The 15063-nt window shown below is 50.3% G+C and carries 13 protein-coding genes; 7 read left to right on the forward strand and 6 right to left on the reverse strand.

From position 1 onward, the window contains the following. Positions 1–57 precede the first annotated feature (57 nt). Positions 58–915 (reverse strand): SDR family oxidoreductase, encoded by an 858-nt coding sequence (locus MKX74_RS27125; RefSeq protein WP_025681578.1) that lies wholly within the window; start codon positions 913–915, stop codon positions 58–60. Positions 916–1138: 223 nt separating this feature from the next. Continuing rightward, the gene (locus MKX74_RS27130; protein ID WP_025681579.1) at positions 1139–1558 is read right to left on the reverse strand and encodes an Rrf2 family transcriptional regulator; all 420 of its coding nucleotides are present in this window, start codon (positions 1556–1558) and stop codon (positions 1139–1141) included. 177 nt (positions 1559–1735) lie between these two features. On the opposite strand from MKX74_RS27130, the gene MKX74_RS27135 reads away from it, so the two are divergent. The 5 genes from MKX74_RS27135 (at position 1736) to MKX74_RS27155 (ending at position 6708) form a co-directional block, all read left to right on the forward strand. After that, a complete protein-coding gene (locus MKX74_RS27135; protein ID WP_341180395.1) occupies positions 1736–2542 on the forward strand; it encodes an AraC family transcriptional regulator in 807 nt (268 codons plus the stop codon). Positions 2543–2636: 94 nt separating this feature from the next. Continuing rightward, a complete protein-coding gene (locus MKX74_RS27140) occupies positions 2637–3620 on the forward strand; it encodes an ABC transporter substrate-binding protein (RefSeq protein ID WP_341180396.1) in 984 nt (327 codons plus the stop codon). 1 nt (position 3621) lies between these two features. Then, positions 3622–4665, forward strand: a complete 1044-nt coding sequence (locus tag MKX74_RS27145) for a FecCD family ABC transporter permease (RefSeq protein ID WP_341180397.1) — start codon at positions 3622–3624, stop codon at positions 4663–4665. Continuing rightward, entirely contained in the window at positions 4662–5639 is a 978-nt protein-coding gene (locus MKX74_RS27150; protein ID WP_341180398.1) for a FecCD family ABC transporter permease, read from the forward strand. The genes MKX74_RS27145 and MKX74_RS27150 overlap by 4 nt, the downstream gene beginning before the upstream one ends. A gap of 271 nt (positions 5640–5910) precedes the next feature. Next, entirely contained in the window at positions 5911–6708 is a 798-nt protein-coding gene (locus MKX74_RS27155) for an AIM24 family protein (RefSeq protein ID WP_018883809.1), read from the forward strand. Between the two features lie 78 nt (positions 6709–6786). On the opposite strand, the gene MKX74_RS27160 is transcribed toward MKX74_RS27155, so the two are convergent. Beyond that, positions 6787–7089, reverse strand: a complete 303-nt coding sequence (locus tag MKX74_RS27160) for a hypothetical protein (RefSeq protein WP_341180399.1) — start codon at positions 7087–7089, stop codon at positions 6787–6789. A gap of 191 nt (positions 7090–7280) precedes the next feature. Between MKX74_RS27160 and MKX74_RS27165 the strand changes: the two genes are divergently transcribed. Then, on the forward strand, positions 7281–8471 hold the full coding sequence (locus tag MKX74_RS27165; protein WP_341180400.1) for an outer membrane protein assembly factor BamB family protein: 1191 nt from the start codon (positions 7281–7283) through the stop codon (positions 8469–8471). 155 nt (positions 8472–8626) lie between these two features. On the opposite strand, the gene hprK is transcribed toward MKX74_RS27165, so the two are convergent. The 3 genes from hprK to MKX74_RS27180 all read right to left on the reverse strand — a co-directional run bounded on the left by hprK (position 8627) and on the right by MKX74_RS27180 (position 14493). Beyond that, positions 8627–9544, reverse strand: coding sequence for an HPr(Ser) kinase/phosphatase (gene hprK / locus MKX74_RS27170; protein WP_018883807.1), 918 nt, complete (start codon positions 9542–9544; stop codon positions 8627–8629). Positions 9545–10004: 460 nt separating this feature from the next. Next, positions 10005–13934 carry a glycosyl hydrolase 53 family protein gene (locus MKX74_RS27175; protein WP_341180401.1) on the reverse strand — a complete coding sequence of 1310 codons (3930 nt, stop codon included), beginning with the start codon at positions 13932–13934 and terminating at the stop codon, positions 10005–10007. 205 nt (positions 13935–14139) lie between these two features. Further along, positions 14140–14493 (reverse strand): hypothetical protein, encoded by a 354-nt coding sequence (locus MKX74_RS27180; RefSeq protein ID WP_025681586.1) that lies wholly within the window; start codon positions 14491–14493, stop codon positions 14140–14142. A 258-nt stretch (positions 14494–14751) separates the two neighbouring features. Between MKX74_RS27180 and MKX74_RS27185 the strand changes: the two genes are divergently transcribed. Next, positions 14752–15054 carry a hypothetical protein gene (locus MKX74_RS27185; protein ID WP_341180402.1) on the forward strand — a complete coding sequence of 101 codons (303 nt, stop codon included), beginning with the start codon at positions 14752–14754 and terminating at the stop codon, positions 15052–15054. The last annotated feature ends 9 nt before the right edge of the window (positions 15055–15063 follow it).

The raw sequence follows: 15063 nt of genomic DNA on the forward strand, positions 1-15063 counted from the left end.
AGGGAACTCCCGTGCTTACGGGAATGGATATCTTAGATTAGTAAGTGAAATGGAGCATTAGCCTTGGTTGATGATCTGCCCAAGTGCAACCTTCAGAGGAGTCAGCGGACGTCCCAATACGCGTTCGAAGTCAGTGCTCTCTACATCCAGCTCGCCCGCACGAATTCCCTGTTGGATCAGTAACAGGAACGGCAATGCTCCCTCAGGCACACCAGCACCCTTCAAGGTCTCGGTGTAGGCCTCATCATTAACCTGTTGAACTTGAATGTCCTTGCCACTCGCCTCTTGAACCAAGGCGGCCAACTCTTCTTGGGTCAGAGGCTTGCCGGACAGCTCATAGATAACATTCTCATGCCCTTCTGTTGCCAGCACCTTAGCAGCAGCCTCAGCATAATCACGCCGTGCAGCCCAACTCACCTTACCGCTGCCAGCAGAAGTCAGCCATGGGGCTCCCTGCAGTGCAGCCTGAATGGTGCTAGCCTCATTTTCCAAATACCAGTTGTTGCGCAAAATAGCATAAGTGATGCCTGACTCACGAATTGCATTCTCTGTCTCCCGATGATCCGGTGCCAGGAACAGCCCGCTCTCTTGAGCCTTAGCTACGCTGGTGTAGGCAATGAATTGAACGCCTGCTGCTTTAGCTGCATCAACAGCCGCTTTATGCTGTGCAATCCGATCGCCGCTAGCGCTGGAGATCAGGAGAAGACGATCAATACCCGCAAATGCAGCACGCAGTGATTCCGGCTCGGTGAAGTCCCCTTGACGCACATCAATACCCAGCTTGCTTAGATGCTCAGCCTTCTTAGGATCTCGTACGCTGACCGCCAGATCCTTAGCCTCCACCCATTTTAGTAGGGACTCAACCACCAATGCTCCCAGTTGTCCTGTTGCTCCTGTTACTAACAATTTTGCCATGTTCATTTCCTCCATATTCATCTGAAATCGTTATTGGATTGTATATATCATCACGTCGTAACAAAAACAGTTATAACATATATAGTTACAACGCGGGGTTAAAAAAAGGCTCATTGATGAGCATCTATATAAAAGATACCAGAGAGTAAGGTCTGGAGCATTCACTCTCCGATATCGTGTGACACACCACAAACAGCCATCCTCTTATGTTCGTTCTCGAACGCTATAGTAGCTGTGGCTGAACTATAATGTGCTGGATCGTAACCTGATTCAAGCGTTGCTCCATCGCATCCTGAGCCGCTTTCAAATGCATGCTTAATTCCGTATTCACCGCATGGCCTACAGGACATGCCGGTACCGGGTTATGGAAACCAAATAGCTGATTATCCTCCGTAACATCCACAGCACGATATACATCGAGAAGGGTAATCTCCTCAGGAGACTTGGTCAAATGTGCTCCGCCAATACCTGCACGGACCTCGACAAGCCCAGCCTTCTTCAGCATTCCCATAATCTTGCGTACAATGACCGGATTGCAGTTCACACTATCAGCAATATCATCCCCTGTACACTGTTCAGGCATGCATGAGACATAGGTCAGAATATGGACGGCGATCGAGAACCTGCTGCTAATTTGTTTCATTAAGATCACCACCGTTATAACCATTCTAGTTACAACTCGACCAAATGTCAAATCCTTTATTAAAACGGAATAAATCAGCTTCCTCATATGTCGACAATTAGCTAAATAACAGCCATAAGTCATGCTATATTAAGAACACATATGAATTACTGCAAACTATATAAAAGGGGAATTTTTATGAGCTTTGAGCAGCTAAACGCAGTCATCCCGGTATTTGAGCACATAGAAATATTCCATGAGCCTTGTACAATCATACCTGAGACGGGATATGAGAAGCTGATCATTGTGCAGCAGGGATACCTAATTATGGTAACGGGGACGGGGGAGTCCATACCAATCTCCCATGGATACGCCTGCCACTCAGGAGCCGGAACGCTTGAGGTCCGAATCCCGACGGGACGAGCAGCAGAATATGCCGTCATTGTGTATCGAATTTTACCAGAGCATGCGCCTTGGGACTGGAATGGACCCCAACGTCTCTTAAGCGATGTGAAGGTCAGATATATGGTCGATGGGCTACTGCAAGCTCAGGAGAATCCACCGGAACAAAATAAGGATGAGGTGGAGGCACAGCATTTCCGCAACCGCATGATGCTGGAGCGAATTCTGAGCTTCTGTATGTACGAGAGCCAGCTAAGTGGAGAGCTACGAGCCTCGGGTTCGCAGATGGAGAAGTCCATTCAATATATCGAGGAGCACTACATGCTTAAGCTGACACTGCCTATGCTGGCGGAGCGGACAGGCCTTAGCAAGGGACATTACAGTGTCTTGTTCAAGGAGAAGACAGGCCTCACAGTGGGCGGCTACCTCAAACGGCTCCGTGTGGAGCGGGCAAAGCAACTGTTCGCGCAGGGGGAGACGTCTGCCAAGAAGGCGGCACACAGCGTCGGATTTAACGATTATTTTCATTTCAGTCGTACATTCAAGGAAGTCACGGGGAGCAGCCCGACCCAGTATATACAGCAGCTTCATGAAATCGAATAATTCAGCATGATGAATCGTGGATTCAGACATGTATAATCAGAAAATGAAGTGTTAAAATTACCGATAATAATTATCATTATCAAGGGGGAGCATCATGCTGCATCGTATCAAACACTTCTTTTCTTTAAGTCTAATCCTCATTCTTGCGGTAAGTCTCGCAGCTTGTGGTCAGGCAAGTAATACAGGTTCTACAGCAGGCTCAAATCATACCGATTCAGGATCAGCGGCCACTACCGACTCAGGCACGGCTGCTGGTTCCATTACTATACAGGATGCACGGGGGGAGCTGAAGCTGGACAAGGTACCCGAGCGGATTGTATCCATGGATTTCAGCTTTACGGATATGCTGGTATCGCTGGGTGTGCAACCTGTAGGCATTGCTGATGACGGCACACCGGAGCTGTTCATGGATAGCGTCAAGGATCAACTGGGCCAGTACACCTCACTTGGCTCACGCTATGAGCCCAATATTGAATTGATCAGCTCTGTACAGCCGGATCTCATCATTGCTGACATTAACAAACACAGTGCAGCATTGTCTCAGCTGGAACAAATTGCACCTGTTCTGGTGCTGGATGATTTCCAGGCAGACTATGATCAAATGCTAAAGAACTTCGATATCATTGCCAAGGCTGTAGGCAAAGAGAAGGAGGGGACAGAACGCCTGCAGAAGCATGAAGAGCTCGTGAAGGAAGCCAAGCAGAAGCTGTCCACTTCAGGCCTTACTGTGCTTCCAGCTGTCGTGAATCCCAAAGGCTTCTTCGGCCACTCGGATCATTCGTATACCGGCTCTATCGTCAAGCTCCTGGGCTTCACCGATCCTCTGCAGAACGAGAAGTCCTATCCTGAGCTGACACTTGAACAGCTTGTAGAACTGAATCCTGAGGTGCTGTTCCTGATGCCGACCGAGGAAGTAACCGTTGTCAATGAATGGGAGAAAAATCCGCTGTGGAGTAAAGTCGATGCTGCAAGTCACCATCGCATCTTCACGGTCGAGCGGCGCAACTGGTCTTTGTCCCGTGGCTTGCTTGGATCGGAGCAGATCATGACTGACATTACGACAAGCTTGGGTCAATAAGATGAGCGACGCAACACATACCCATCATGACAAGCAAGAGCAGAACCGCGTAGCGGTTCTGCTGCTTCTGTTTCTCGGCAGCTTCGTGCTACTCATCATCTGCTTCCTGATCAGTCTCAAGGTCGGACCTGCTCAGATGCAGTGGCGAACCATCTTTGAAGCTATTGTGCATGCTGATCCAACGTCCAAAGAGCATCTATATATCAGTACGCTTAGGCTGCCGAGGGCCATTCTAGCCAGCATCGTCGGTGGAATGCTCGCACTAGCGGGTCTACTCACTCAACTAGTGACCAAGAATCCACTCGCCTCTCCGCATGTGTTCGGCATTAATGCAGGGGCTTCACTGGCAGTGGTAGGAGGGCTCCTGTTCCTGCCAGTTACCAGCCTGCTATCCTCAATCGGTCTAGCGTTCGTAGGAGCTACAGTCGGTGCATTAACCGTCTGGTCCTTGGCTGGAAGCGGTCCTCGGCGAACCGTTACACTTGCACTGGCGGGTATCTCCGTGCATTTCCTGTTCGCTGCGTTGACCGAAGGAGCCATGATCCTAAATCAATACTCAACAGAGAGTATGATCGTCTGGCTAGTAGGCTCCGTGAATCATGCCAGCTGGCAGCATATACAACTGCTGCTTCCTATCCTGTGCGGCGCACTAGTTATCCTTGTGTGCCTACTACCCTCGCTGCGCATGCTAGAACTGGATGATGAGGTCGCTGTCGGACTTGGCACGAGGCTTCATGCTGTCCGAGCCGGGGTCATGCTGCTCGTAGTGCTGCTCGCTGGCTCGGCAGTCGCCATCTGTGGGCCGATCAGCTTCGTCTGCCTCATCGTTCCGCATATTGCGAGGGCATTGCTTGGCAAGAACAGCAGACTAACCTTGCTTGCTCCATTCACGATCCTGCTGGGCAGCATTCTGCTGCTGCTGGCCGATGTCATTAGCCGCTGGATTGCTTTTCCGTTCGAATCACCAGTGGGCATCGTAACGGCACTGGTCGGAGCTCCTGCCTTCATTTATCTAGCTCGTCGCCAAGGAGGAGGTAAAGGATGAAGAGAGGCTTACTGCTTATCGGCGGTCTCGTATTAATGGTGCTGCTATGTTGGCTCTCGATTGCAGCAGGAGCAGTACCTATCACTGCACCACAGGTTCTTAGCGGACTAACAGAACCGCAGAGCCCGTCTTATTTTATCGTGCATGAGCTTCGCCTGCCCCGGGTACTGGTCGGAATCTGCGCTGGCGCAGGTCTTGCGGTAGCTGGTGCTATTCTGCAATCGCTGCTCCGCAATCCACTTGCGAGTCCTGACGTGATTGGTATAACACAGGGAGCAAGCTTTGCCGCTGTGGCACTGATCTTCTTGCTTCCGGGCGCGGCTGCACAATGGATGCCTGTAGCCGCCTTTGCCGGAGCCATGCTGTCCTTCCTGATTCTAATCCTGACTAGCCGTAGACTCACACTGTCTCCGGCGTCGCTTGCTCTGGTCGGAGTCGCCGTCGGTGCCGTGTTCCAGGCTGGCATTCAGTATTTCATGGTGACCCATCCAGCCAATGTGAATATGGCGCTGCTGTGGATGTCAGGGAGTCTGTGGGGGAGAGGGTGGGATCAGTTAACTCCCCTCGCTCCGCTGATCATACTAATGCTTGCCATCGTACTGCTCCAAGCTCGAAAGCTGAATATTCTGCAGATTGGAGACGATCTCAGCCAGTCACTGGGATTGTTCGTGCGCAAAGAACGTCTGTGGCAGATACTGCTATCCGTTACCCTGGCAGGGGTGGCCGTCTCCGCTGTTGGCGCGGTCAGCTTCATCGGTCTGCTGGCTCCTCATATCGCCAGAGCACTGGTCGGGGCCCGCAATCAATGGCGTCTGCCTGTGTCGGCAGTGATTGGAGCCAATCTGATGCTACTGGGTGATTGGGTAGGTCGGACTGTCTTGATCCCGCGCGAGATCCCGGTCGGAATCGTGATCGCCATCATTGGCGCACCTTACTTCATCTATCTGCTACGCAGGGAGCATAAAATGAAATGAAAAAGGTGCCCTTAACTATTTACATGTGTCAAACGTTTCTATTATTAAGCACTGATAATGCCACAGTGAATTTGTCCATTTCAAAAATAACAGCAGGAACATATAGGAATTCTGGTTCATTATAGGTCTGGAAGGCGTTATAATCTGGGGTGAGTGGGCAAATATGTGAAGAGGCGAGGTGGGTTAAGCGTTCAAATTCACAGCAGGCACGCATGTCAGAAATGTCAGGTTACTGATGACTCACATTATTTCAGACAGGGGAAGAGCATATATGGCATACACCATTAACAACCTGAAAGATAATCCAAATGTTGTGATTAAGCAAGAGATTGGCGGCTTTGCAGTCATAGAATATAAAGAGGATTTGAGCAGCACAACACTGGCTGAGGCACAGTCCAATTTCTTCATGAGCAAAAGTAATATGCGCAGCAAGCAGCTCATGATCGAACTCAACAACAATGAAGTGACTCTGAATTCAGGAGCTATGCAATACATGGTCGGTAACATTGAGATGACCTCTGGTGTGCAGGGCGTAGGAGGCCTGGTACGAAATCTCATATCAAGCAAAGTGACGGGGACCAGTGCTGTCAAGCCAGTCTACCGGGGCAATGGCACAATCCTGACAGAGACCACCTATAAATACATATGGCTGATTGATGTGGATAACGATGAAATTGTCATGGAGGATGGTATTTTCCTGGCGTGTGAGAATTCGCTTAAGCTGTCTGTCGTCGCGCGCAAGACGCTATCCTCTGCCGCCTTGGGCGGAGAGGGGTTGTTCAATCTTAGTGCCCGAGGTAGAGGCGTACTAGCTGTGGAAGTAGCGATCCCAACCGAAGAGGCTGTAGTCGTCGAGCTGCAGAATGATGTGCTGAAGGTGGATGGTGATTTTGCCATCATGTGGTCGCATTCCTTGGACTTCAGTGTCGAGAAATCCGGTAAGACCCGGTTAGGATCGGCTATGTCTGGTGAAGGACTGGTCAACGTATATCGGGGGACTGGGATGGTGTGGCTGGCTCCGCAGACGAAATACTCGAATAGCATTTTTCACTCTCCTCCAACGTCATAAATTATTTTCAAGAGAAGGTTAAAAAATACACACTCAGCGGATGCCCTCAGCTGGTTCATTCATTGGGCATCCCTGTGCTTACATGACGGTGACCGTTGCAATATCACGTCCCGCCCACAACTCGAAAGTAAAGCCCGGAGTCAAGAGGTGCCACGGCGCCTCATCCGTAATAAAGGCGACATCTCCGAATGTATCCCATGTACCTTCGCTACGCTCCATAACTCGTACAAGTACTGTCCAGGAGCCACCCACAGACCTGCCATCCTGACGATTCTCATGGTCACCAAGCATCACAATCATGTCCCGCATCCATTCACCATCAGGAAAACGAGCCGGATCCAGATGCCACTGAATCATCGCTGGCATATGCCTTCTATTCATTCTTATGACCCCTCCAATCCAACTGAAAGACACATGCTTGTCTGGCGGTGACGCAAAGCGTCAGCCACGATCATTACAGAACTGATAAGGCCTCACTGCACGCTTCTTTATATGCAACATTTACCTATAATTATTCGTCTAAGATAGGACCTCCGTTTATTATCGGAAGCAGAAGGAGAGGTACTCTATCTATGAACACAACAAAATTCAATCCAGCCAAAAGAATACTTACACTCACAGCTGCAACTTTACTGCTCGGGGGGCTGCTGGCTCCGGTCTCTGATCTATATCCAGTAACTGCAGCAACGAATGAAACGGTCCAGACAATCGAGCCACCTTGGCAAAAGGTTGTAGCGGCTCAAGATAAAACGCAGTTCGATACCACAATTACCAACGAGGGTCTGGTCATCTACAAAGCGGGTGTATATCTCGCTGCTGCTGATCTTAAGACAGGTAAGGCAAAATGGACGTACAAAAGCACACCAGCTTCTCCCCCCGCATATAGCTCCAATTATGTATACTATGCTGACACAGCTGGACGAATCCACAAGGTCAATGGCAAGACAGGCAAAGGGGTATGGGTCAAGCCTGGTGTCGGTGCCAAGACCAAGGAAGGTCCCTACGAGGCAAGCGGTGTGGAAGTATATGATGGAATGGTCATCGTAGCCGATCACCATGGGATGGCAGCATATGACGTGAACTCTGGCAAGCTGAAGTGGAACGCCGAGAGCAAGACGGGCTATGGCTACAAAATAGAGTACATAGGTGGAACAATCGTCGCCAGCTCCGTGAGTAGCGGTGCTATCACAACTAACCCAATATACGGGATCAGCACGTATACAGGTCAAGTAAAATGGGCCCTGGATGGTGATTACAAGCAGATCATGAGTGGAGATAACGGCACCCTTAACGCCGTAAGAAATAATAACGGTCTGGACCAAGGCTATGCGCTGACTATAGACCGGATTGAGTATGGTACCGGAAAAATGCTTCAGACCTTCCAGTATGAACCTGTAGACTTTGTAGAGCAGCAGTCCGCTTATCTTGTAGATGCAACACAGGACTTCATTTATTTTGTACAGGCGAATGATCATGGTGGCAGCACCTTGTCTCGCATCGCCTTTAACGCACCAACACAATCCAAGGCAATGCCTGTCTACACATCGGACTCTCGTATCACTCATCTAGATATTATGGATAAGCTATGGATTGGGTTGGATAATGGTCGCCTATTAGCAAAAGATACTCAGACCATGATGGACGAGGCCATCTACAAGGTCGCTTCAGGTCATTTCATCGGGATCGAGATTGTAGACCAACAGCTACTGATTCAATCAGGTGGTCGAATTTATGGTGCCACACTGCCTAAACACAGCAAATAACATCATGCATGGCCCAACAGCTGCGCCCAGTAACCGTGGCTAAAAAAATGGGCTAAAAGATATGAAGCATTACAAGCTACAAGCCGTGGACATGTTGGGTATCCATTGGGCTACATCATAGTGACCACGGCTATGCCAAGCCATAGCTACAGCGCTTAGGACTGCATTCCGTCATGAATACGTTGCATGAATTCTTCAGCCGCACTATAGCCTAGCTGCTTGAGGTACCAATTGTTGGCCGCAGCCTCAATCAATCCCGCTACATCACGCCCTGGCTGAAGCTGGACCTCAATATGAGGGATCTGGACCCCCAGATATTCCGTGAACTGTGGTACGACCTCAAGCTCGTTATTGAGTGCATTTTCCCGCCACGGAGATAGCTCGATATCGAGCACAATGCGCGTCTCATCCTGGAATGCCTTCCGCCCATATTGCCTGACGACATTAATCAGCCCAATACTACGGAGCGCCAAGAATTCGCGGGTCGTCTCATTGTGTGTTCCCAGCAGCGTCTCAGGTCCGAGCTTCTTCAAGACCACAATATCATCAGCCACGAAGCGATGACCACGACGGATAAGGGTATGGGTCGTCTCACTCTTGCCGATGCCGGACTTACCTCTAAGCAGGATGCCGATGCCCGAGACATTGACGCATACGCCGTGGATTGCCATTTCAGGAGCTAGAGCCTTCACCAGATAGCTATCCAGCTTCGGCATGAACTCAGTCGTCGTCTCGGATGTACGCAGCAGGGGAATGCCTTCCTGATCGCAGAATAGCTGCAGGTATGGGATCTCCTGCTGTCCCGTCGTGACAATGAAGCATGGCGGATGATATTTGACAATATTTCCGATATGTAGCTTGCGTTCCTCTACACTAAGCGTTAGTAGATAGGTGATCTCCTTACGCCCGAGCACCTGTACTCGTTCCATAGGAAAAAAATCGAAGTAACCAACAAACTCCAGACCTGGCCTATGCGTACGTGGACGCGTAACCGTGCGATCCAGACGACTGGCTCCCGCAAGCACCTCCAATTTGAACGTGTCGATTAATTTCTGCACGGTGATTGACTTCATATTTTATCCTCCTTCTGCGACTAGGCGTATCCTGAATACATAGTTATTACACATACTATATGAAAACAGGCGGCAATGTACAATTCCCGCCCTAGTAAAGACCCGCTAGAGCTTATGGGGCAAGGTCAACTCGCTACAATCTATCCCTGTATTGCTTATTTTATAGAAGAAGTATAGCTTACTTCCACTTTCATGTGAATATATTCACCAATATACTGATCCTTGTATCTATAACTAGATTCAATCCATTCAGCTTCAAGTGCTCAACTAGAAATAGAGCCAGCTTGCCGGCCCGTATTGTTGATATGAACAAAATCCCCTTGCATTCAACCGTACCTGAGCTCCATAGCTCTCAGGATACCGTCTTCTGTAAGGGGATTCTCATCTACTATCTTGGTCTGAAACCAAGGTTCAAACTATTTCAAATATATAACTACATCTAGTCCAAGCTTGCTTAGTCCTACTCGGTTGTCGCTGTGGCAATATCCGCAGAAGCCCAATGTCTGGACGGCACATCCGACCATGGAGAAGTAGCCGCATCGCCTGCAGCCTCCAGCTTGAGTACCCTGTTGAACAACGTGACAGCTTCGGCCCGGCTCAGAGTCTGGTCTGGACGGAAGGTACCGTCAGGCATGCCCTGAATGTAGTCCGCTTGCTGCACAAGTGCGATATCAGCCTGTGCCCAGTGCCCAACTGCATCGGGGAACGAAGCCGTGGCTTCCCCGTCCAGCTTCGCCCAACGAGCGAGCACGGCTGCCATCTCGGCTCTCGTCACCGGACGTTCAGGTCCGAAGGCCGTTTCGTTGTAGCCCTTCATCCACCCTGCTGCTGTCACGGCTGCAATCGGCTCCGATGCCCAGCTTGCTTGTGCTACATCAGCATAGCTTACACTTTGGTTCGCCGTAGAAGAGGAGATGAGCTGCTCTTCCTGCCCTGTGCTTAGACGGAACAGAATAGCGGCCAGCTCCGCCCGTGACACAGTGTGGTCTGGACGGAAGGTACCATCCGGATAACCCTGCATATACGGCTGTGAGCTTGTCTGTCCTTTATTAGCCTGTTCTGTACCCGTTTGTTCACCTTGCTCCAGATACAGCAGGGCAAAGGTACTGAATCGGTTCACGGTGAAGGCAAGACCCGTAGGTACATCGCCTGCTTGTACAATAGTTGGCTGTACCAGTTCCTTGGTGCCATCACTATGCTCCACATACACGACCAGCTTGCTGAGGAACGCCTCACGCGCTTCTCCAGCAGTCGGAAGCGACTGCTGTGACAGTGGTAGTACCAGCTCCACCTGTTGTCCTTGAATATTCGTATCTATGGTAACAGGGCGACCAATAACGCTTACCTCACCTTGCCCTGCGGCAACTTGCATGATACGCTCTTGCTTCGCACGATTCGAGAGCTCTCGAATGGCAGTCTCGTTCTTGATCGGCTTGAATGTCATCTGACGATCTCCATTCAATGCAGCCAGTGTGGAGGCTGGAAGAATGAGGCGCACGGCATTCATGTGCAATTCAAGACTAAGCTCCCCAGTCGCCAGCGTCCGGGCCGTATCTACTGGCAGATTGAACTCCAGCTCGGATACCTCATCCTTGGGATCTGGCAGCACCAGCCGGATACCCGTCTGTCCTGCGCTCTTGTCCTTGCTCAGTGCTGCTACAGCCTCAACTGCCTGAGCTGCTTGGTAAGTGAGCTTGTCCTTCTTGGTGCCATCCGCCTGTGTGGAGCGCTCAATCGTCACATTAGCGAGCGATGACAGACCGTTCGAGCCGTTATCAACCTGGACCTGCACCTGCTCACTTGGAGCGGACACTCCGCCACCGGAGGACGAGCGATCCTTGGAGCCTTCAGAAGGCGTAGGAATCGGACTTGGTGTTGGGTTCGGTGTTGGGTTTGGTGTTGGGTTCGGCTCAGGACCTTCTCCCTCACCTGAACCTGCACCCTCCAATTCTCTAGCGAACGTAAGATAGAAATCATCCAGCGTTCCCCATGCTCCACCATCTGCCCGGATCCGCGCACCAACCGTGAGTGTGCCATCCGTTACCTTCACATCACGAAGCTCTGGCTGATCCCACTGTACCCAGCCACTCACTCCTGTTGCCGCCTCCAGCTTCTGTTCTCCGCTTTCTACGAACAGCTTCATGTCTGCGTTATTCGCATTGCCTCCCTGGATGAACATGGAGACATCATAGTATCCCGGTTTCAGACCAGTGACTGTCTGTTGTACTTGGAAATCCACAGCTTGATCTGAATTGAAATGCAAGGAATATTCCCCTGACTTTGCATCGGCTGCTTTATGCTGATAATCCGTATGCGGTGCTAATCCAGCACCATACGTGATCTCCCACATGCTTCGGTCGCTCTGCTCGAAGCCACCATTACTCAGCAGATTCTGTCGAAGAATCTCCAGCTGTGCCTGCACTGGATGTCCACCTTTTGCGGTTCCTGGAATGATATAGCTACCTGCCCCCTTGCTCAGAGCCTGAGATAACGCATCCTGATCCCACACTACCGTGAGTTTGCCAGTGCTGCCATCATTATAGGTGGCTGTGACCACACTTGGCAGGGTTACGGGTTCACCATCATGAACAGTAAGCAACACGTCCTTGACCCCGTCTACCTTTAGTGGGGCCACTGCTCCGGTATTTACATACTTGAACACATTAATGGATGGCAACGGATGGCCTGTAAAGTCAAACAATGCCTGGTTATCAACCGCACTTCCGCCATACCATTTGCCTGCATCGTCAGGATCGTACTCAGATGCATAGCTGGTTGCCCAGCCTGAGCCATATTGCTCCCATAACAGCTTGTTCTGCTCAAGATTCTCCTTCGGTCCGACTGGCAGCCAGGCTGGCTCCCAATAGAATACACCGATCCCTGCATCACCTACCTTGGCAACTGCCTCAATCACATCCCGGACAGAGTTCGCCTGTCCCTGTACTGTGATCGGGTAGTTCAACGTCTGACCTGAGCTTTTTGGCGCAGTATTCCCATGCCCGTCTCCTTCCTCCGCCGTATAGGCATAGGACGTCTCTGCGACCATGACCTTCTTGCCATAGGTGTCTGCCACGTCCTTCAGCACAGACGTAAGGTTACTCAGTGAACCGTGCCAGAACGGATAGTAGGAGCTGGCGAATACATCGTAATCTACTTGATGATCTGCCAGAGCCTTGGCATAGGATTCATAGCGACCAGACGACTCTGGATTCGCAAAATGTAACGCAATTAGAATATTCGGATCGACCGACCTTACGGCCTGACTTCCTTTATTGAACAAAGCACTGATCTTCGCCCAATCCGTCTCGCCCACGAACGACTTGTTCGTCTCGTTGCCGACCTGCACCATACCGACATCTACGCCCTCTGCGAGCAGCTGCTCCAGACTATGCTTGGTGAAATCGTACAAAGCCTGCTCCTTCTCAGCAAAGGACAAGCCCGTCCACGCTTTCGGTACATGCTGCTTGGCCGGATCGGCCCAGAAATCAGAATAATGGAAGTCTACCAGAACTTTCATTCCATTCGCGGTAGCCCGCTTACCCATCTCGATGGCCTTGGCCAAATCATTATTACCTCCGCCGTAGCCACGACCTGCAGTATCATACGGATCGTTCCAAATACGCACCCGGACGTAGTTCACGCCAGATTCCTGGAACGTCTGGAACAGATCCTGCTGCAGTCCTTCCTCGTTGTAGAAGCGGACCCCACTCTGCTCCAGAGCAATCACGCTCGATATATCCACACCTTTGATGAAATCAGACTTCAGCCCCTCAACCTTCTTCACAAAGATATCTGCTTGCACTGGCTGGCTCGTATCCGTGCTCACTTGCTTCAATTCGAAGCCGTCCAGATAGCCCCAAGCCTCTGGTAGACCACTGATCCTCGCGCCAATGCTCAGCTGCGGAGCATCCTCGGTCAGCACGAACTTGAGCGCCACCGCTCCCCACTGGTTGTAGCCAGTAGTAGGAGCTACACTGCTGCTGTCCCCATTGGCAAAAATCTGCACCTGACCTGCCTGCTCGCCATCGCCGCCCATGGAATGCACTGACAGCTCATAGCTGCCTGCCGGCACATCCAACAGCGTCTGACTAATCTTAATATCCTGTTGGACTGACGCTGTATCCTTAATCCAATATTTGAATGCATAAGTGTCCTCATACGGTGTCATGAAGGAATCATCGGCATAATTATAGCGCTCGATGCTCACCTGTCCCCAATCTGATGGGGTCACCTGCCATGAGGCATCGGCCCACCAATCCGTCTCGAACCCTCCGTTTGCCACACTCCAAGCCTCTCCTGCCGCAGCCGCAGGCGCCTGCCGCCATGACCACATGCTCAGCACCATGGCCACGACCAGCAGCAGCGACCAGGCCTGTCTAGTTGTTCTCATTCGCATATCCCCTCTCACCGTCTTGTTGAGCGCAGCACCCTCTATGTATATGAAGCGCTTTCAATTTGAACTGCGCTTTCACTATATCAGACCTGTCGCTACGGCAACATGAGACAATCACAACATTTTGTGTGCTTATGCAATCAATTAGGACAAGGTTAGTGAAAGACTTTCATATAAATATATATTTGTCTGTATTTTCTAATTAAAATTCATGCGTGATATCTTGCCAGCCATCGAGATTCGGAAGCTTCTCTTGTCCCCAATAATCAAGGAAGAGAGGGATAATTTCTTGGGGATCATCTGTGATGTGACTATAATGCTTGAAGCTACCATCTTCATATTGCAGTCGGGTTTCTACTACTAGTCGACCTTCGTCATGCATAAAGGCACTTTGCAGATATATGCTATTCCCTATCGGTCTGGACGGCGCCAGCACAACGTATTCCTGCAGATCGAGATTGGTAATTAACTCGGTAATCAGTGAGGCGTTAATATTCTCATTCGTGTAGGTTGTGCCGTCGCTCTCCAATCTGTAACTGATGAATTGAGATTCCATAGATGTGGTATCCACCCTTCTTTTAGCTTCTTTTAGCTTCTTTTAGCTTCTTTTAGTTTCTTTTAATATCTTTTATCCTATTTTCACTTCTTCATTATACCTTGAGCCTTGCTGCGTCCATCCCAAATTTCTATAATTTTTATTATACGGCATCCAAATCTCTTTTTTCAGGAGGGAACTACTATTCAATTTTCTATCGCTGTTGTGTCCAAAAACAGAGCATACACGAAAGCATACCACCGAATCACTCCCGAGTTGATGGGCTTAATGGACAAGCTGGAGCAAGTCGAAATGGCCTCACCGTTCGGTGAGGCCGTATTGATCATGGCTACGGATGACAACGATTTACTGCCTGGTGAAATGAAAGAACTCCCTAATCGTGATGCTTATTTTCAGTATGCGGCAGGTATAGCCCCCTACACCAGCGATGAGCAGCTGAAGAGTGACCTCTTTACTGTGATTCGGCAGGTTATCGAGCGTGTGCCGTTTGCCAAGCCTGACCACGAGCAATATGCCAGTATCTTGAAGACGTGGGAGTCAAGCTTCATTCAGCTGCGCTAACCTCACTGA

The organism is Paenibacillus sp. FSL K6-1230 (assembly GCF_038002385.1).
GTDB classification, from domain to species: Bacteria; Bacillota; Bacilli; order Paenibacillales; family Paenibacillaceae; genus Paenibacillus; species Paenibacillus massiliensis.

Excerpts from the sequence above, each read along its gene's own strand:
- MKX74_RS27165 (WP_341180400.1), top strand. The coding sequence starts at position 7,281 with ATGAACACAACAAAATTCAATCCAGCCAAAAGAATACTTACACTCACA.
- MKX74_RS27135 (WP_341180395.1), top strand. The coding sequence starts at position 1,736 with ATGAGCTTTGAGCAGCTAAACGCAGTCATCCCGGTATTTGAGCACATA.
- MKX74_RS27175 (WP_341180401.1), bottom strand. The coding sequence starts at position 13,934 with ATGAGAACAACTAGACAGGCCTGGTCGCTGCTGCTGGTCGTGGCCATG.
- MKX74_RS27150 (WP_341180398.1), top strand. The coding sequence starts at position 4,662 with ATGAAGAGAGGCTTACTGCTTATCGGCGGTCTCGTATTAATGGTGCTG.
- MKX74_RS27140 (WP_341180396.1), top strand. The coding sequence starts at position 2,637 with ATGCTGCATCGTATCAAACACTTCTTTTCTTTAAGTCTAATCCTCATT.
- hprK (WP_018883807.1), bottom strand. The coding sequence starts at position 9,544 with ATGAAGTCAATCACCGTGCAGAAATTAATCGACACGTTCAAATTGGAG.
- MKX74_RS27130 (WP_025681579.1), bottom strand. The coding sequence starts at position 1,558 with ATGAAACAAATTAGCAGCAGGTTCTCGATCGCCGTCCATATTCTGACC.
- MKX74_RS27145 (WP_341180397.1), top strand. The coding sequence starts at position 3,622 with ATGAGCGACGCAACACATACCCATCATGACAAGCAAGAGCAGAACCGC.
- MKX74_RS27185 (WP_341180402.1), top strand. The coding sequence starts at position 14,752 with ATGGGCTTAATGGACAAGCTGGAGCAAGTCGAAATGGCCTCACCGTTC.
- MKX74_RS27155 (WP_018883809.1), top strand. The coding sequence starts at position 5,911 with ATGGCATACACCATTAACAACCTGAAAGATAATCCAAATGTTGTGATT.
- MKX74_RS27125 (WP_025681578.1), bottom strand. The coding sequence starts at position 915 with ATGGCAAAATTGTTAGTAACAGGAGCAACAGGACAACTGGGAGCATTG.
- MKX74_RS27160 (WP_341180399.1), bottom strand. The coding sequence starts at position 7,089 with ATGAATAGAAGGCATATGCCAGCGATGATTCAGTGGCATCTGGATCCG.
- MKX74_RS27180 (WP_025681586.1), bottom strand. The coding sequence starts at position 14,493 with ATGGAATCTCAATTCATCAGTTACAGATTGGAGAGCGACGGCACAACC.